Origin of the sequence: Mesorhizobium kowhaii, from assembly GCF_003253745.1 — a bacterium.
Classification (GTDB): domain Bacteria; phylum Pseudomonadota; class Alphaproteobacteria; order Rhizobiales; family Rhizobiaceae; genus Mesorhizobium; species Mesorhizobium kowhaii.
The window spans coordinates 75,802-93,098 of record NZ_MZXV01000017.1 but is presented as its reverse complement, the minus strand read 5'-3'; the positions used below and the strand labels follow the sequence as shown (position 1 = coordinate 93,098).

The following is a 17,297-nucleotide window of genomic DNA, read 5'->3' as shown; positions in this document are numbered from 1 at the left end:
GACGCCGTCAAGCGGCTAGATCATTGAACTTCCTGAGGAAGGCCTCTTGGAGCGATGCGTCGGCCGTTAATGCGATACCGTAGTTGTTGATGTAGCCTTCGATAACGCCCTGGAAGCTGTCGCGATAAACGATCTTCTTCTGGCGGTCGATGGCGATGGTGCCGGTCACCCAGATGATCCAACCGTTCTTCGTTCTGGCCTCGTGCAGCAGCGCACAGCGAACGTTGCTGTAAAAATCTTCTGCGTCGCCCTTGGAAAATAGTTTGTCGAAAGGTGCAGTCTGAAAAAGGAAATCGACAAAGAGTTCGCGGCTGTTTTGGTATTCATGCGGAGGCTGCGCTCTCTTGTGTCGATAATTTTTGCCGGCACGGGTCGCCGCAAGAAACTCGATCAGCGCGCACTGGATCGAAACGATAGTGAAACCCTCGCCTTCCCATTCACCTTTATCTCGCACTATTGCGATGGGCTTGAGATAGCGGCTCCGCAGCCTGCCGAGGAGAAATTTGTCGAAAGCTTCGGCCCAAATATTGGCGTCGCCACCAGGAACGAGTTGCTTGGCAAATTTCGTCCAATCGTCCTTCGTTTTGCCCGGAGCGATAAGCTCGGACCGAGCGCCGCCGCTGGTAACAGTTGAGCTCAACGCTGGTCTCCTGACTGGCGACTTAGGCGCTCGTGCTCCGACATGAGGAAGGTCACGTAGCTGCGGATGAGATTGCAATAGAGCCTGCCATCGGCAGGTCCGATGGTGATACCGGATTTGAGGTCGATGCCGTGGCGGACGCCTCCTCCAGTCGGCGATGACAGATAGCCGTGAAGGGCGCTTAGCCACGTAAGGACTTGCTCCAGCATCGTTCCCTTCTGGTGGCGCCTGAGTTCGTTCGCGATTTTGTTGAAGTATCTTTCTTCAACGGTTACCCCGCCTGCGTTCAGCCCGCGAAAAGCCGTCACGACCGACTCCATCAGCCACAGGATTTCCGCTACCGCTTGCCTCGGTCTACCCTCGGCAAGCAGTTGTTCTGACTGTCTGAAGGATTCGCTGATAATCTGCTGCGCCTTTTCGTCGAGCGATTCATATCGCTCCGGAACGGGGATCGGCTTGTGAATGCCGGTGGCCACTATACGCGGCGGATGGAGTTCATATCCCGCATTGTGTTCCGCGAGCACTCGATTCAGACGGGCGACGTCCGGCAATGCGATTTCTGGGTTGCTGCGCAAAGCCTCGCATGCCTCGTAGAACGCATCAATGAACAACGGTGCGTTCTGCCCGGCAGAAACCATGCTGTCGTAAAGGTCGGATTCCGCCCAACTTACATCCGAACTCGAATATGCGGTTGCTCCGTACGAGTTGGAAAAATAGCTCTTGAAATGCTCCAGGATACGTTTTCGCGAAGGACCTTGTGACGCGATGATGCCGGCGAGCGAGTTGAACTCGTTTACCACGGCGCGTGGCATTTCTCCGGGCGAGTCAAATCTCCAAACTGCTTCGAACTGCATAGCGTACCCCATCACAAACTACTGCAAAAAGGGCTGACCTTGCAAAGCCTATGGCGGCCTTCAAGATCGCCGCGCTGGCAGCCGTTGCATTATTTTGCTGGCAGCGACCTCCGTCGACTACGTGGCCGGGGGCGCGGAATCGACCGGGAAGAACCCATAGCGACCAACGCCTTTGATCTTGGTGAATTTGATCGCTTGCGCTGACACCTGAATATCGGACGGAGGATCGGTGTTCTCGACGACCAGAACCTGCCTGTCGTCCTGCAGCTTTGCTAGGAATCCGTAGAAGTGAGAATTCAGGTCCGTGCCGCTGAGGTCGTCGCCGTCTCCTTCCGGTTCGCGGTAGGAAAGCAGTGGAGAGTCAAGGACGATAAAACCGGGGTGCGGGGTTTCGGAGTCCCTGCAATACTGGAGAAGGCTGACCGTGAACGCTGCCTGCGTAATTGCGCGCAGCCCCTTGCCGAACGATGTTCGGTTCTTTCCGTTGATCACGAGGTCCCGCGTTTTGGCTTCGAAGTGAACGCGGTCGATCTCGGGAAAATGCCACGCTTTCAGAATGGAGAGTACGATACTGGCAAATTTGTCGGCAGTCGTGCTGGGAAGGTCGACCTCGCTGAGACTGTTGCCACCGTCGCCGGATGGATCGCCTTCCCGTTCCAGCGCGGCCTTGCGTTGCTCAAGGTCAGATAAGCCGCGATGGATCGCAAGAGCTTCGCGGACTTCGCCGTCCTTGTCCGCAAACTGTCTGTAGGCTGTTCTGAGCTGACGAAGATTGGGAGCGACCACCCGATCTATCTCGCCCGACACCGACGCGAGCTGGTTCTCGAGAACCGGAAGACGGCGCTCGAAGCTGACGGCTTCTTTGCGCAGTGTCGTGATCGTCTGCCCCAGTTCGTTTTGGCGCGATTCGATCTTGCGTATTTCGGACTGAGCGGCGGCAACAGCCTTATCGACATCGAAATCGCATTCGGCTTTGCGATGGTATTCGGGGGCCGAACCGCAGAACGGACACACGCCGGCGCCAAGAGCCCCGAAGAGGCTGCCTGCTTCTTCTATACCGCGCAACCTGTCGGTATCCGAGCGATAGTGAGCATCGAGTAGAGTAAAACGGTCGAGAAGGGAGGTTATTTCTGTAAGACGGTCGCGTCCTTCCTCGACTTTGCGTGCGATATCCCTGCGGCGAGCGGCAGCGTCCTTGAACTCCGTTTCGGAGACGGCGAGAAGTTCGCCTTGCGAACGCATGGACTCGCCAAGCCGCTCGCGCTGGGCTTCCAGCTCATCCGGCGGACCGGCCAGTTCTTTGACCTGACGGCGATGGCTTTCTATCAATTGATCCAGCAGGTCGAGCTGCGCGTTGCGGCTTTGCTCCTCCGGGGTTCGCGGCTGTGCGGTCGCGAGGCTGGAGTCGTCGACCCCCGTAAGCAGCAACTTGAAGACGGAGGTGTTCGTCGTGTCGGCTGTGTAGTTGCCGTCGGAGAGCGGCGAGCGCTGCTGGATAATCTCTTCCTCGTTGATAATCACCAGGCGGGCAAGGTTGCGGAAGCTGAGGCTGTTCGTGTCACCGCGCTTGTTTCTGCGCACCCGCTTGTGGGCGAGGTCCAGCTTTACAAGCAGGTAAGCTGAAAGATTTTCGTCATTGCGGTCGCTATGCATATCGGCCAGCGGGGTGCCCTCGCCTTCGGGCAGCGTATCGGAATAGACGCCATCGAAGAGGCGGAACGCGCCGCCCTGCGTACTCCTGACAAGCGTGAACTGCTGCCCCTCAAGCGTTTCCATTGCGAGCATGATCTGGTCATAGCCGACCCGTTCCGGAATGTCGCGCAGCGGCCCTTTGCCGCCCAGCATGAAGTCGATGGCATCGACTATGAAGGATTTTCCGGTATTCGAAGCGCCATAGACCACATTAAGGCCGGGGCCGAAAGCGATGGTAGCGCTCTTGCGGGAGGGCCCATGAAAACTCAAATGCCGCAGGCGCAATCCTTTCGTCATGCGGACGCACCAAGGCTCCGTTCGACGTTCTGGAATTCGACAACCCAGGTATCGAAGAACTTGCGCATCAACGCATCGAGGGCGGAGTCCGAATAGTCGGCGAGATGATAGACAAGCCAGTCAGCGCGGCTCTTCAGGGCAGTCAGGTAAGGAGTTTCCAAAGAATCGAGGAACATCGCGGCCGACTCACCGGCGCGATAGGAGATTCCGTTCTCGTCGATGATGCGGACGACGAGATCGCGCGTCATCATCAAGTGCAGCGCGTCCTGAACCACACGGCGCCGGACTTCCGTTGCCGGCGTTTGGATTGGAGTTGCCGGATGGAGGTCGTCGGGTCCACCGAGTTGATGCGTTCGGACCAGCAGGTAGTCGAAAGCCGTCAGTCGCTGGATGTCATAGGCGCGCGGAAATGCAAAGCCGAGAACCGCGACCGCACGAACACCTGCTTCAAGGGGGCCGTTGAAAGTCAGCGAAAACTGGTCGCGCGCTACTTCGTCCATTTTAGACGGTCTTCATTGGCAAGTTGATGGCATATACCGCGCTTATCTTTCACGAGTGCGCTCCCACCCAGCGGATGGCCGTCGAGCAGAACATCTTGCGCTGCCTGTGTTACAGCCTTGACGCGCTCAAACCCGTCAGCATGGTCGCTATCGGCGGTGTCCGCTACACCATGATAGATTTCATCCTGCAAGCCCTCGAATGTGCCGGGCTCCACTTTGTCCCGAACAAAGACGCGTAAAGCTTCCGCGTGGTAGAAGCATTCGCGCTGCCGTTTGAAGTGATCTTCGAGCGGCTTCCACGCCTTTAGCGCGGCCAGGCCGGGAACTTCCGTTTTGGTGTGGTCGGCGTAGGCTGCCAGCAGGCGAGCCACATAGACGCTCTCGTGCTCCGCCAGATCGGACGGCGGTGCGCCAACGACGGGCCGTGGCGGCAGGCCGCCGCCGAAGCGTGTGATGAAATACTGGGTGGTGCGATGTTGCTCGATGATTTCGCGGGGCGACACTGGCTGGAAGATCGAGAAGTCGAAGGCATCGACATATTCGGCGAACTTTCCTTCGAGCTTTATGAGCTGCGTTGCGGTGATCTTGTCGGCGACAGCTTTCGGCCACGCCTCGATTAGCGCCGCCTTTAGCGCGGGACTAGTCGTCAGGTACTGGGTGAGCGTCGTTCCGGTGCCGCGCGGCGCGACGAAGTAGTAGGCACGCGGCGGTGCAAACTCGCCGCGAAATGAATACCAGAGCATCTTGCCGATTTCGGGCCACGCGGTGCCGGGTGTGATGGCGTCGCGATAGTGTTTGCATTGGTAGTTGTCCCAGACGCCTTGCAGATAATTCTTGTCTTCGAACCCGGCGACATCGATGCCGCGATCGTTCGCGCCGGTATAACGCAGGACCTTATGATACTTGGTTTTGAGGGACGAGACCCACTCGTCGATGAAGGTCTCCCATTGCGCCGGATCGTAGATGACGATGCGGACCAGGGGCTCGATTGGCGGCCCGCTCTGCACCTGCGTTGGTGAGAGCATCGTCGGGCTCGGCGGCGGCGGCGCTATTTCGGCAAAATCCGCTGCCGCGCCGTCCATCGACGGCGCGGCAGCGTCGCGACTTGCAGTCAAGATTTCTGAATCGCCCACCATGTTTCTATAAGAAGTTCGCGCCAAGTTGTTGTCAACAAGCGTTTAACTCGGTCAACCAGGTAATACCCAAGTGTAGCGGCGACCCGGATTTGCGCGGCGATCCCTGGCACGGTCGTCTTCTCGAAGATCTTGTGATAGTTGGCCATCAACAGGCCGCAGTTCTTGGCCTTCGAGACCACGAATTCCAGTAGGACGACCTTCGGTTGAGCACGATGTCAGCTGGCCGATCCGAAGATTTTGGCTATGTGGTGGGCAAGACCCAGACGATTACCTCCGCGCCGCGCGGATGCCCTCCGTGCCTAACTATAGAAAAACTCCCCAGCTCGTCGTCGGATCGCTTGCCCATCCGCTGCAATCTCACAAGATCGGGAGCTTAGTGCGGGGTTCCTCGATCTTCAAAGAATCAAGGGCTCACCGAGCTCGTGGAACGGCCGCGTTTCCACACGGCTACCAAAATCGATGTTCTCTCTTTGTACTCAAAAAGTCGCATAAATGGCAGTCAGGAACCGACCATTGACGGTGTGATGTCCGGAATTATTTGGCATTTCACGGGGTTTACCAGTACGGCATTTTGGGTCGCCGGTGGGTGCCCTATGCGATTGAAAACAGGAGAGTTTTCTGGCTGCGGGTAGGGGTTTCCGATCCTAAGACCGAGTTTACCAATGGCCTCAATGACAGTTTATTCTGGATTGGCATTAAGTGATTGGATTTGCGTAAAATATAGCCGCCCTTGTTGGTCAACCCGCTCACGGTCGACAATGGATTGGTCAACCCGGGACGGAGAGAATTGGTAAACCGGGTCACGGCTCCCTAGGGGCTTATTCCAGGCTGCGTGGCGATGCACGTTGAGCGTGTCACGCCAGATATAATTCCAGCTGGTACTCGATGGTTCCGTTCTGCCGCTAGGGACCAAGCACGATGACGATCAAAGAGTTTGTGCCACTCACGGCGATCGCCCAGTTGGCAGGAATCTCCCGGCAGGCAGTTTGGAAGGCCTGCCAGCGTGGCAACTGGCGAGGGCACTCCCTGGAGGTGCGCGTTGTCCGGGGTAAGGGCGGCAACGCGGGCAAGCAGTATCTTGTCAACTCAACTTCCCTCCCACTCGAGTTGCAGCTCCGTTTAAAGCCCATTGAAAAGCCGGTTCAAAACCGTCCGAAGCCGATTGCAAGGCGAGGCCGGCGCGACCGAGCGGATAAAGGCAAGAAACGCGTCGTCATCAGCCGGCAGTGGGATGCTTTGGTACCCTTTGACCCTACCACCAAGGCCGGGATTGCAGAGGACCTAAAACAGGAAATCCGAGGCCTTCTGGCGGTCGGCGCAGCCTGGGGACATGTCAAAATCCTGGCCCGCAACTTCCTGATAGAGACCACCAGGTCATGGGGGTTCCGCCCCAGTGATCCAGCGAGTTTCGAGAAAGCTTGTTCGATCCCGTGGACGCTCGTTTCGGAACAGTTGCAGTATCGAAAGGTCCACCAGTTTCGCACGAACCGCAAAGCCTACGAGGACAGCCGCCCGCGCGGGCGACGCTCCATCGAAGGCATGCGCCCGATGGAATTGGTCGTCGGAGACGTGCACCCGATCGACATCCACCTGACGCGGGCGGACGGCTCGACTTGTACTGCGAAGCTGATCGGGTTTCTTGATTGGGCGACTGGCCGCGTCTGGTGTGATTTGATCGCATTCGACACGCGCGGCGGCGTCAACAACCGTGATGTGATCGAAGTATTTGCGGGCATGGTGGAGCATCCAGCCTTTGGCCTGCCTGAAGCCCTCTACATCGATAATGGCAAGGAATACGGGTTCGCGACGTACCTGGACGACGCCATGACGCTGACGGTCCCCGGGTTCGATGGGCCAGGTCGCTCGATGCGAGTTATCAAGGCCTTACCATACAACGCCCCAGCAAAGCCAATCGAACGTTGGTTCGGCGACTTCGAGTCCCGCTATCTGAGCACGCTGCCTGGCTGGATTGCCGGCAACCGTATGAACAAGCGCCAGGAGGCGATCGGCCGGACGGTTGCGCCATATGGCACCTTCGAAGATTTCGTTCCGGCATTCTTCGGTCTCCTAAAGGCCTATCACAGCGTGCCCATGGGAAAGCAGAGCGGGCTAAAGGGGCTTTCGCCCAACGCCATTTTTCAACAGCACGTTGCTGCAGGCTGGTCAGCGATCATCATGAGCCGGGATGAGGTCCGCGCCTCTGTAGCGCGCCGTGTCGAGCGCACTGTGATTCAAGGCGCGTTTCAGATGAGTGGGCGTCGGTGGTCCTGCGAAGAGCTGTGGCAGTAACCGTGTAGAGGCAACGATCTTCGCAGCCCGCGAGCCGGTCACCCGCGACAGGCTCGCCGTCATCGTCGGCAAGAACTATGAGAAGAGCGATACTGCCTCCGCCGAGCGTCGATCTCTCCACCCAGCTCGTCAAACAAGATCGCCGCCAAGGCGGTCGATTTCCGGCTGTGGCAGCCGGCGCGGATATTTGACATTGCGGTCGAATACGGCCTCATCGCTCGCGGTGGCGCAGAGCAGATAGTGTCTTGTCCTCGGGTGGGGCAACGCACCTACCGTTTACCAAACAAGGACGCGCTCTGGCTTTTCCACTCCAACGTCGTTCCCGTTTGGATCTTACCTTCGCCTTCCGACCGACGAACCGACATGGATGTCTGCCTGGCGTTGCCGAGTTCGGCGCAGCGCCTTGAGTGCATCCAGAGTTGCCTGCCGGAGATTCATGTTCATGAATGCGTTGCCGAATGTCGGCCGCACAACGCGTTTTGACTCAAGGCCCGGTCAGGAACCTTGGAGCCAGTTGAAGATCGATATCTTCATATAAGCGCATCCCAGGTAATTTCGCGAATTCAAAACGTGCTGTCCTTCGTCTGGTCGGGCTCGCCATGAACATGACGGCGGCAGGTCCAACACCGGGGCGCACGACCCGCGAGCTTGGCGCCAGGACCCTTCTCGCCTCGTAGGGCCGCCGCCTAAAGCAGTCGCAGACAGCCGGCGCACGCACTCCTTGCTGATTCACGCCGCAAATGCGTTTCACAAAACCCAAATGATCGCTATGTTTCCATATCGGCAACACTCAGAGGACGCCCTATGACAGCATCGCAACAAATCCGGTATCAGCGAACCCTAAAAAATATCAGTCTCCGGGCGCTGGCCAAAGAGGCCGGGATATCTGCGTCAGCGCTTTCGAAAATTGAATCTGGCAAGGCAAGGCTGACGGTCGAGATCGCGGTCCGTCTGGCAGGCATTCTGCATGTCCCAGCATCGCTTTTTCTACTCGAGAAGGCCCCTCAGGCCTTGGCTCGTCGTAGTATCACGCCCAAAGACACTGGCGTCATCCATCAGAACCCCGGGATGCGCCTGGAAGTCTTGTGCTCTGATTTTAAAGAGAAAACCAATCTTTTTTGGAAAGTGACCGCAACCGCGACCTCTGTCGAGGACTGCGGCGGCATGCGGCAGCACCCGGGCCAAGAGTTCCTTTTCATCCTGTCGGGCAAACTTGAGATCCACACCGCGTTTTACAATCCATATGTTCTGGAGCCTGGCGACAGCATTCTCTTCGATGCCGACCAACCACACGCGTATGTGGCGCCCGACGGCCCTTGCGAACTGCTGATGATGAATACGATTTCAATGGGTTAGCTGTTTTTTCGACGGCGCCTCATCGCGTCACGAGTGTTTCCATTTAAGAAACGTGTTTCCCAATAGTTGACAGTTTTAGGGGTTATGATACAAAAACGTTGGGAGGAGCAGTTTGCTCTCTCGGGAAACACAAAAATAAGGGGTTCAGAATGAGCATCCATGACAAGAAGAGCCATCTGACGTGGGCTCGTCGCGCAGCGATGGCGATTGTAGGCGCGGCTATAGTGGTCTCGACCGCGAGCGCATCACAGGCGGCTTGCGAACTGACAGGCAAGAAGGGCAGCGATCCCTTCAAGCCGGCCGTCGCGGGCACTTTGACGGTTGAGACGAGCCTGCCATCGCCGGGCTGGTGGAACGGAGATACGCCCGACACCATCAAGGATGGTTATGAGTACTGCCTGGCAGCCAACATCGCCAACCGTGCTGGCCTGGACGGCGTCACCGTCGTCAATGTCGCGTTTGACGCTCTCGTTGCCGGCCGTACCAAGGACTTCGACCTGGCACTCAGTTCCATTTCGGTCACGGACGCACGCAAGAAGGTCGTCGACTTCTCGGCGCCCTATTTCAATTCTGACATCGGCGTCGTGGTGAAGAAGGGTACAACCTACTCCTCGGACACCGTGAAAGACCTTCGAATCGGCGTGAAGCAAGCATCCACCGGCGCCAGTTTCGCCGACAAGAATCTGCACCCAGCTGCGGTCAAGGTTTTCCCGGACGACTCCTCGGCGATCACATCGCTTGTGGCGGGCCAGATCGACGCATTCATCCACGATACCTCGATCGTGCTTGGGCACGCGGCCAATTCACATGGCAAGCTCGAAGTGGTCGGGCAGTACCATACGGGCGAGACCTACGGTGCAATCTATCCGAAGTCCTCGCCCAATGCCGCAACGCTGGACAAGATCATCGCTGATCTGAAAAACGACGGCACGCTTGATAAGCTCGCCAAGACGTATCTGACCGGCGTCTGGGGCGCCGACCCGACCGCAATTCCATACCTGCAACCCTGATCCGAGGCGGAATCGGTCATGTCCATGGAACAAGATGTTTCAGTCGGCGGGCAATTGCCCGTCGACCGTAAAAGTTCGCGCAAATTTGCGGGAACCGGCAGGCCCTCCGCTCGAGTGGGGGCAGCCCTCAGCGCGCTTTTGTTTGCAGCGGCCGTAACCGTCGCTACCTGGTGGACACTGCGAGCCGTTCGCCAGGCATTCCAAGCCAACTTAGGTGGCAGCAGCGCGCTCGATATCATACTTCTCCTGGTGGCGGCTCTCGGCCTGGCTCTGTTTGTGCCAGCCGTGCGAAGCCTCCTGGCGTCTAACAAGACGAAGAAACACCTGGCCGAAAATTCACTTATTGAAGCACGAATTGCCTCCGTCTCGGCAAAGGATCAAGCCAATCATACGTTCGGGTATGGTTTTGTCGTCATAGTTGCGCTGTTGTTTGCAAATTTCATCCTTGCCAATGACCTCGCGGTCGGGATGACGTTTTTCTACTTCCCCCTGATGTTCGAGTCGTTCTGGCTGATCCTCAAGGCATTCTGGGTCAACGTCTACATTTTCGTAATCGCCGAAGTGCTGGTGTTGGTCTGGGGACTGGTCGTCGCCATCGCACGACTGCTTCCTGGAGATGCGGCGAAACCGATCCGGACCATTGCGACGGTGTACACGGACGTGTTTCGCGGAATGCCGGCGATCATTTCAATCTACCTGGTTGGCTTTGGCATTCCGCTAACAGGCATCCCTATTCTCAAGGACTTTTCGCCTGAGTTTTATGCGATCCTTGCCCTCACTCTGACCTATGGTGCCTACGTCGCCGAAGTTTATCGCTCAGGTATCGAGAGCATTCACTGGAGCCAGGTTGCCGGGTCGCGCTCTCTCGGCTTTTCGCACTTTCAAACGCTGCGCTACGTCGTCGTGCCTCAGGCCGTACGGCGGATTATCCCGCCTCTGTTGAACGATTTTATCGGTCTCCAGAAAGACACCGCACTTGTGAACGTCATCGGATCGCTGGACTCGTTCAATCAGGCAAAGATCGTCGCGAGCAACAACTTCAATCTGTCGGCGGTCACCACTGTCGCCTTCCTGTTTATCCTCATCACGATCCCGCAGGCACGCTTCGTCGACAAGCTGATCGAACGCGACCATCGCCGAACCCGAGCTGGCTAGAAAGGGAGTAGTACAAATGGCGATGATCGAGATTCGCAACATCAACAAGCATTACGGAAGTTTCCAGGTATTCAAAGGCATGTCCCTTGATGTCGAGGAACACCAGGTCGTCTGCCTGATTGGGCCGTCGGGCTGCGGCAAGTCGACACTGCTCCGGACCATGAACGGATTGGAGCCTATTCACTCCGGAGAGATTTGCATCAATGGGGATCGCATCACTGGCCCGGGCGTCGATGTGAACAAGCTCCGGCAAAGCGTCGGCATTGTTTTCCAGAGCTACAACCTTTTCCCGCATATGACCGTCATGGAAAACGTCATGCTTGCGCCGATGAAGGTGTTGGGGCAGTCCAAAGGTGAGGCTGAAGAGACGGCGCACAGGTTGCTGAAGCGGATCCGACTGGATCACAAAGCCACCGAGTATCCCGACCGTCTGTCGGGGGGGCAGCAACAGCGTGTTGCCATCGCCAGGGCGTTGGCGATGGACCCGTCGATCCTTTTGCTCGACGAAATCACCTCGGCACTGGATCCAGAGCTTGTCGCGGAGGTCCTGAACATTGTCCGAGAGCTCGCCAGCGATGGCATGACGATGCTTCTTGCCACCCACGAGATGGGCTTTGCCCGTGAAGTTGCCAGCAAGGTGTGCTTTCTGTGCGACGGCGTCGTGCATGAAGAGGGCCCGCCCAAGCAGATCTTCGGCGCACCGATAAAGGAGAGAACGCAAGTGTTCCTCAAAAACATTGTCGAGGCGGGCCGGCTATAAACGCGCGACGCCTATCGATATCGATTTCTCCATTGATGAACGATTAGACGATGCGGATTGGAATCCTGAAAGCAGACGAAACGCCTGGCGGGTTGGTTACCCGCCACGGCAGGTATGACGAATTCTACGTTCGGCTTCTGGCCGACGGCGACTTCGAGTGCGTGGTCTATCCCGTGTTCGAGGGAGTTTTCCCGCACTCGATCGAGGATGCCGATGGCTGGTTTGTGACGGGCTCCAAACACTCGGCTTGGGAAGAGCTTCCTTGGATATTGAGGCTCAAAGGTCTCATCCAGGATATCTACAAGGCTCAGAAGCCGCTGGTGGGCATATGCTTTGGCCATCAGGTCATCGCCAGCGCGTTAGGCGGTCGCGTCGAGCGCTACAAGGACGGCTGGACGGCAGGCCCGGTGAAGTATGCTCGCCTCGACAATGGACAGCAACAGGAGGTCCTTGCGTTTCACCAGGACCAGGTGACTGGCCTGCCGCCCGAGGCACGCGTGGTCGGATCGTCTGACACCTGCGAGTACGCCGTCCTTCGGTACGGCGAGAAGGCCTTCACGATGCAGTTCCATCCGGAACTGACCTCGGACTATGTGCGTGACCTGCTCTCGCTGCGTGAGATTGAGCTGCCAGTGGCGATGCGTGCATTGGCGAACAACGCCAACGACGAGTCGCTGCAGGGCAAAGAAGTTGCCGCGGAAATCGTGGAGTTCTTCAGATCGTCGACCCATGCAGTTTCTGCGGGAATGCAAATGCCCGCGCTTGAGAGTCGCCACAACGAGATCCGGTAGGTTTCAGTTCGCCGGTCCACTGTCGACTTTTCAGCTTTGCGGAGTTTACGGCCGCCCTAAACTCCCATGTGGGGGCGCGGCGGTGAGATAGGGCCATGCCTCCCAGGCGGGTGCGGCGCGGCAGCAGCGTAAACGGAATGCGCTACTGTTGCGCCGCATTTCCAGGCGGGCCTATGCAAGCAGAACTGAGTTCCGGGTTCGCTGGCCGCCAGCATCTGTCGCGGTCAAAGCCGTGGTGGCGACGTCACCCCATCAACTCTGAACCAGTGACACACCAATCGCCGGCGAAGCTGGAGACGACACACTGCGTTAGCGATTCCTCGGGGTTGCCCAGATGGCCGGACGGTCTCGAAAGACTAAGCTCCGGGTTTGAAAACCAAGCGGCATCTTTCCGATCGCCTGATTGCTGGGGGCGCGAGGCGTTCGGCCGGGGGATGAGACATCATACTTTCCAGCCACGCGCACGTTCAACGGCTTGACCAAATCGACGGTGGTCCTCGTCCGTGACAGATCCGTCAGGTACGAAGCTCTGCGCTGCGGACCGCGTCGCTGCAACATCGACACCGCAGAATTCCGCCAGGCCAAGGGCGGTCAATTCGTGCATCGGCGGCACCGTGATGGTTCGCTTGCTTGCCGAAGCCAGGAATTGCGCGAAATAGGAACTCTGGGACAGACCACCATCGATTGAGATGCTCGCACCAAGTTCGGCAACCTTGGAGGCAGCGTCAACAAGCCCGACCGTCAGCATGGCAATCCCTTCCAAGACGGCGCGAACCATGTCGCGCCGATCGGTCGAATGGTCCATCCCGATGAACAGGGGGGCAGCCTTGCGATCCCAGTATGGCGCAGCCAGACCAGAGAGCGCGGGCACGAAAACGATGCCCCGGCTGAGCGCGGAAGGTCCCTCAAACGTGCCAAGTTCTTCCAATGCCGAAAACAGACCGATGCTACGCGCCCACTCCAAAGCTGAGCCGGCGTCGTATACCCCGCCTTCGATTGCGAAGGTCGGCGGATGGCCGTCAAGCTGCCAAGCAATCGTTGGGAGCAACTCAGAATCCTGAGGTCGCTCGCTTCCCGACACCGCCAAGAGAAAGGCGCCGGTACCGAAGGTGATTTTGCAATCGCCCGGCTTCCGGCAATTGTGGCCGTAGAGGGCGCCTTGCTGATCGACGATCGATACTTTGACAGGCGTTTCGCCGATCCTTCCGAAGCCCCCATTGACGGTGCGGATCTCGGGCAAGCACTCGATCGGCACACCGTGCAACTCGCACATTTGCGGACTCCAAGCACCGCTCTTCAGGTCCAGGAGACCGGTCCTCGACGCGGTGGCTAGGTCTGTGGCGAACGAGCCCGCAAGTCTGTCCAGGAAGAACGCGTCTGTCGTCCCAAGCCTCAATCGCCCGACCGCATGAGCTTCCGCGGCCGCAGGGACATTGTTTAGAAGCCAGGCAAGTTTGCTGGCCGAAAAATACGGATCAAGCGGTAGGCCGCAAACCTCTTTCGAACGCCGTTCGGCGGAAGGGTCGAGCCGTCCAAGCGCATCAGCCGTCCTCGCATCTTGCCAAACGATGACTGGGGAAAAAGCCTTTCCCGTCTGGGCATCCCACGCCAGGCAGCTCTCACCTTGGTTTGCTATTCCGATAGCATCGACAGGGCCAGCCGCCTGCAGGACGGCTTCGATGTTTCGCAGCAGTTCCTCCGGGTCGTGCTCAACCCGGCCTGGTGCAGGATGGAACTGGTTGTGACGGCGGCTGCCCGCGACATGCCAGGTGCCTCCGTCCTCAACCACGAGGCATCGAGTTGACGTCGTTCCCTGATCGATCGCAGCTACGCGCATCTGCTAATCCTCCACAATTCGAAAGCCAACCGCCTGAGCGCTGAGCGCTTGCGGCGGGATGGGAACCAAAATCCTTCGTTCTGGCATCCAGACCTTCCTGCTGCTCCAAACCTCCTTGCCGTCAATTTCGAGGGAAAGGCGACCTTTCACCCGACGGGTTACCCGCAGTTGGAACTGATTGAATGCGGCCGACGTCGTGTCGGCGCGTCGCAGGATGCTCGGCATAACGAGCTTTATTGGATCGTCATGTGTGACCGGCACGTGATCACTCGCCTTGATCCCACTTTGAAGGTCTGACGCAAGCGACTTTCCCACCGCACGCCCCTCGCAAAACGCCCAACCGCCTGTTTCCACGGCTCGCAGCACGTTGCCGGCAGCGAAGAATATTGGGTTTACCGTTCGCCCGCTCTGATCCACCTTCGGGCCATCGCTGCCACGATCGATGCCCATGGTAGATTTCAAAAACAGCGACGATTCGGGAGTGAACTGCCCTGTCAGCAGAACGCCGTCGCACTCCAGTGTTTGTTCAGACCCATTCTTGCGGATCGTCACCGCTTCCACGCGGGTGCGACCCTTGATATCGACCAATTCGGTCCCGCGATGAAAAGGAATTCCGACAAGCGTCGGAAACCAGGTGAGGGGAGCGCGGGCTAGCGCGTGCGGGCGAGGCTCAAGCACGGCCACCGGCCTTGCCCCATGCATCAGGCAAGTAAGAGTTGCCGACAGCGCGACGAGCTCTGAGCCGACGATGACCGGCTTTCGAAAAGGCATTAGGCCGTGAAAGGCGACATAGGATTGGAGAGTTCCAGTCGTTACGACGCCGATCGGCCGGTCACCGGTGATCAAGCGGGCAGAGCGCGGCTTCTCGCGAGCGCCAGTCGCGTACAAGATACGCGATGCGCGCATTTCCTCGACGCCATGGGGCGATGTCACCCTCAGCGTACCATCGTCTTCGAGGTCGACAACCGAGTAGCCGGTGCGGACTTCAACGCCGGCTTTCGCTGCTTCGTCTTCGAGCTTGCGGCCATAGGATTCGCCGAAATAGACCCGTCCAAATTCCAGCATCCCAAAAGGGGAATGAGAACAGTGGCGCGTCGCCCCGCCAAGATAGGGCTCGCGCTCGAGGATAATGACCTTTTCCACGCCTTGGCGGCGCAGCTCAAGCGCGGCTGCTACACCGGACGGGCCGCCGCCTATTACGATAACGTCAGCGAGCATGTTCATGCCTGCCCTTCCTCTGCCGCAGCAAGAGAAGTAGCGAGCCTTCCTTTTGTCATTTCGGCGAGACGGGCGTTGCAATAAAACCCCTGGCAACGTCCCATCCCGGCTCTGGTTCGGCGGCGCAATCCTCCGAAATCGCCAGGGGGAACGACGCTCTCGAGGGCCGCCTCGATCTCTCGCTTCGTCACGAGTTCGCAATGGCAGACGATCTCGCCATGATCCGAACGCTGCCAGTCCCTCTCTTGCGTCTCGGTGAGATTTGGAACGCCGATGTTTGGAATGTCGTGGCGTGGCTCGAATTTCTCGCCAAACGCGTTGTGGAGTTTCAAAGCATGCTGTGCGAGACCCAGTGACGAACTGAGGCCCGTCGAGCGGATGCCCCCAAGCGTGATCGCTTTTTGAGCCGGCCGCGAGAAAACCCGATAAGCCTTGCTTTCACTCGCCGGCCTCAGCCCTGCATAGACGGCGGTCACCGGCATACCCTCCAGAGCAGGCACCAGTTCCACTCCGCGCTTGAGCAATGCCCGAAGCGTCTCGGTGTCAACAGTGGCCCTAACGCGGTCGTCTTGGTCTTCCGCAGTGGGCCCAATCAGCACATTGCCGAAGGCGGTCGGGCAAATGACAATTCCCTTGGTTATTTCCGTGGGAACAGGAAGGACGATCCGCGGCACATGTTTAAATGCTGCCTTGTCCAAAACGACGAACTGACCCTTGCGCGGCTTGATCCGAAACTCGGCCTCAAATCCGAGCCTCTGGTCGACCACGTCGCCATAGAGGCCCGCTGCGTTGATGACCGACCGGGCATTGATCACACCGGACGAGGTCTTCAATATCCAGTGGCCATCAAACTGCCCGCTGTGAAGCTCCGTATTGCGAAGGAACGTTGCCCCAAGCCCGGCGGCCTGCGTTAGGTAGGCGAGGGGAGCCGACCAGGGATCAATCACATGCTCCCCTGAGACTTCCAGAGCGGCAACCAAGTGACCTGAGAGCGACGGCACGGTCTCCCGGGCCTGCGTCGCGCTGAGGACTTTTAGGTCCTCTATGCCATTGCCTCTTCCCTGGGCCTCGATTGAGGCCAATTTGTCAGCCTCCAGTTCGTTCCAGGCGCAAACAAGGGCACCGGTCTGCACAAGTGACAGCCCCAACGTCTCGCGAATCTCGAGATATTCCTGCCGGCCGGCCCGAACAAGCTCAAGTTCGAGACTGCCTGGAGGCGCGTCAAACCCGGTGTGAAGGATCGCGCTATTCGCCTTCGAGGCGCCGGAAAGTATATCGGAACCCTTTTCAATCAGGACCACATTTGCACCGGCAATTGCGAACCTGCGGGCTGTCGCGCAACCCACGACGCCGGCCCCAATAATCGCGACATCAAAAAGTTCGCCGGACGCAACGCTGGTCGTGTCGACCATCAAATTCCTCCTATGCTCTCAGCTTGGCTGAACATACCACCAAATTGCCCGATATCAACAAATTAGAGCCAGATATTGCCCGTTCGGTCGAATTCGCGTTGCGCGAGTCCAAAAGCATCCGTTTGGTCGCGCTTGTTGATTGTAGCGTGGCTGCTCGCGCCATGACGAGCGGTTCGCCTCGACGACGCCTATCCCGACGTCTTGTGAGTTCTATCGTTTCGCGGTGGTTGAGCGGGACGAATGTCAGCCCCAAGGTCCCAGGGGGGCAGGCTATCATGTTGAACGCTCACCCTGCCGCGGCCAAACTGCCAAAAAGGGAAGCCGGCGCGAAGGGCTGCGCGCCGGTCTTC

General features: G+C 58.2%; 14 protein-coding genes. 6 read left to right on the top strand and 8 right to left on the bottom strand.

Annotation, left to right across the window (positions count from 1 at the left end; all coding sequences use genetic code 11):
• Nucleotides 1–7 precede the first annotated feature (7 nt).
• The 5 genes from B5V02_RS09380 to B5V02_RS09360 all read right to left on the bottom strand — a co-directional run bounded on the left by B5V02_RS09380 (nucleotide 8) and on the right by B5V02_RS09360 (nucleotide 5,119).
• Entirely contained in the window at nucleotides 8–640 is a 633-nt protein-coding gene (locus B5V02_RS09380; protein ID WP_111543948.1) for a hypothetical protein, read from the bottom strand.
• Complete coding sequence (locus tag B5V02_RS09375; RefSeq protein WP_111543986.1) at nucleotides 637–1,494, bottom strand: hypothetical protein; 858 nt, start codon at nucleotides 1,492–1,494, stop codon at nucleotides 637–639. Before B5V02_RS09375 ends, B5V02_RS09380 begins: the two co-directional genes overlap by 4 nt.
• 117 nt (nucleotides 1,495–1,611) lie before the next feature.
• Complete coding sequence (locus tag B5V02_RS09370) at nucleotides 1,612–3,483, bottom strand: AAA family ATPase (RefSeq protein ID WP_111543947.1); 1,872 nt, start codon at nucleotides 3,481–3,483, stop codon at nucleotides 1,612–1,614.
• The gene (locus B5V02_RS09365; protein ID WP_111543946.1) at nucleotides 3,480–3,983 is read right to left on the bottom strand and encodes an ABC-three component system middle component 2; all 504 of its coding nucleotides are present in this window, start codon (nucleotides 3,981–3,983) and stop codon (nucleotides 3,480–3,482) included. Before B5V02_RS09365 ends, B5V02_RS09370 begins: the two co-directional genes overlap by 4 nt.
• Nucleotides 3,971–5,119, bottom strand: a complete 1,149-nt coding sequence (locus B5V02_RS09360) for an ABC-three component system protein (RefSeq protein WP_245445824.1) — start codon at nucleotides 5,117–5,119, stop codon at nucleotides 3,971–3,973. Before B5V02_RS09360 ends, B5V02_RS09365 begins: the two co-directional genes overlap by 13 nt.
• Nucleotides 5,120–6,037: 918 nt before the next feature.
• Between B5V02_RS09360 and B5V02_RS09350 the strand changes: the two genes are divergently transcribed.
• The 6 genes from B5V02_RS09350 to B5V02_RS09320 all read left to right on the top strand — a co-directional run bounded on the left by B5V02_RS09350 (nucleotide 6,038) and on the right by B5V02_RS09320 (nucleotide 12,480).
• Nucleotides 6,038–7,408, top strand: coding sequence for a hypothetical protein (locus B5V02_RS09350; RefSeq protein ID WP_111543944.1), 1,371 nt, complete (start codon nucleotides 6,038–6,040; stop codon nucleotides 7,406–7,408).
• Between the two features lie 804 nt (nucleotides 7,409–8,212).
• Nucleotides 8,213–8,764 carry a helix-turn-helix domain-containing protein gene (locus B5V02_RS09340; RefSeq protein ID WP_111543943.1) on the top strand — a complete coding sequence of 184 codons (552 nt, stop codon included), beginning with the start codon at nucleotides 8,213–8,215 and terminating at the stop codon, nucleotides 8,762–8,764.
• Nucleotides 8,765–8,862: 98 nt separating this feature from the next.
• Nucleotides 8,863–9,774 (top strand): ABC transporter substrate-binding protein, encoded by a 912-nt coding sequence (locus B5V02_RS09335; protein WP_245445822.1) that lies wholly within the window; start codon nucleotides 8,863–8,865, stop codon nucleotides 9,772–9,774.
• An 18-nt stretch (nucleotides 9,775–9,792) separates the two neighbouring features.
• Nucleotides 9,793–10,929 carry an amino acid ABC transporter permease gene (locus tag B5V02_RS09330; protein WP_245445820.1) on the top strand — a complete coding sequence of 379 codons (1,137 nt, stop codon included), beginning with the start codon at nucleotides 9,793–9,795 and terminating at the stop codon, nucleotides 10,927–10,929.
• Nucleotides 10,930–10,945: 16 nt separating this feature from the next.
• Nucleotides 10,946–11,689, top strand: coding sequence for an amino acid ABC transporter ATP-binding protein (locus B5V02_RS09325; protein WP_111543942.1), 744 nt, complete (start codon nucleotides 10,946–10,948; stop codon nucleotides 11,687–11,689).
• A gap of 50 nt (nucleotides 11,690–11,739) precedes the next feature.
• Nucleotides 11,740–12,480 carry a type 1 glutamine amidotransferase gene (locus tag B5V02_RS09320; RefSeq protein WP_111543941.1) on the top strand — a complete coding sequence of 247 codons (741 nt, stop codon included), beginning with the start codon at nucleotides 11,740–11,742 and terminating at the stop codon, nucleotides 12,478–12,480.
• A 442-nt stretch (nucleotides 12,481–12,922) separates the two neighbouring features.
• Here the strand turns inward: B5V02_RS09320 and B5V02_RS09315 are convergent, their stop codons facing one another.
• From B5V02_RS09315 to B5V02_RS09305, 3 genes are read right to left on the bottom strand one after another with little or no spacing between them, the layout of a single operon-like run.
• Nucleotides 12,923–14,317, bottom strand: a complete 1,395-nt coding sequence (locus tag B5V02_RS09315) for an FGGY family carbohydrate kinase (protein ID WP_111543940.1) — start codon at nucleotides 14,315–14,317, stop codon at nucleotides 12,923–12,925.
• Between the two features lie 3 nt (nucleotides 14,318–14,320).
• Nucleotides 14,321–15,541 carry an NAD(P)/FAD-dependent oxidoreductase gene (locus B5V02_RS09310; RefSeq protein WP_111543939.1) on the bottom strand — a complete coding sequence of 407 codons (1,221 nt, stop codon included), beginning with the start codon at nucleotides 15,539–15,541 and terminating at the stop codon, nucleotides 14,321–14,323.
• A complete protein-coding gene (locus B5V02_RS09305; RefSeq protein WP_111543938.1) occupies nucleotides 15,538–16,947 on the bottom strand; it encodes an NAD(P)/FAD-dependent oxidoreductase in 1,410 nt (469 codons plus the stop codon). The genes B5V02_RS09310 and B5V02_RS09305 overlap by 4 nt, the downstream gene beginning before the upstream one ends.
• Nucleotides 16,948–17,297: the final 350 nt, after the last annotated feature.

Coding starts and splice junctions, on each gene's coding strand:
- B5V02_RS09375 (WP_111543986.1), bottom strand. CDS start 1,494: ATGCAGTTCGAAGCAGTTTGGAGATTTGACTCGCCCGGAGAAATGCCA.
- B5V02_RS09370 (WP_111543947.1), bottom strand. CDS start 3,483: ATGACGAAAGGATTGCGCCTGCGGCATTTGAGTTTTCATGGGCCCTCC.
- B5V02_RS09365 (WP_111543946.1), bottom strand. CDS start 3,983: ATGGACGAAGTAGCGCGCGACCAGTTTTCGCTGACTTTCAACGGCCCC.
- B5V02_RS09360 (WP_245445824.1), bottom strand. CDS start 5,119: ATGGTGGGCGATTCAGAAATCTTGACTGCAAGTCGCGACGCTGCCGCG.
- B5V02_RS09350 (WP_111543944.1), top strand. CDS start 6,038: ATGACGATCAAAGAGTTTGTGCCACTCACGGCGATCGCCCAGTTGGCA.
- B5V02_RS09340 (WP_111543943.1), top strand. CDS start 8,213: ATGACAGCATCGCAACAAATCCGGTATCAGCGAACCCTAAAAAATATC.
- B5V02_RS09330 (WP_245445820.1), top strand. CDS start 9,793: ATGTCCATGGAACAAGATGTTTCAGTCGGCGGGCAATTGCCCGTCGAC.
- B5V02_RS09325 (WP_111543942.1), top strand. CDS start 10,946: ATGGCGATGATCGAGATTCGCAACATCAACAAGCATTACGGAAGTTTC.
- B5V02_RS09320 (WP_111543941.1), top strand. CDS start 11,740: ATGCGGATTGGAATCCTGAAAGCAGACGAAACGCCTGGCGGGTTGGTT.
- B5V02_RS09315 (WP_111543940.1), bottom strand. CDS start 14,317: ATGCGCGTAGCTGCGATCGATCAGGGAACGACGTCAACTCGATGCCTC.
- B5V02_RS09310 (WP_111543939.1), bottom strand. CDS start 15,541: ATGAACATGCTCGCTGACGTTATCGTAATAGGCGGCGGCCCGTCCGGT.
- B5V02_RS09305 (WP_111543938.1), bottom strand. CDS start 16,947: ATGGTCGACACGACCAGCGTTGCGTCCGGCGAACTTTTTGATGTCGCG.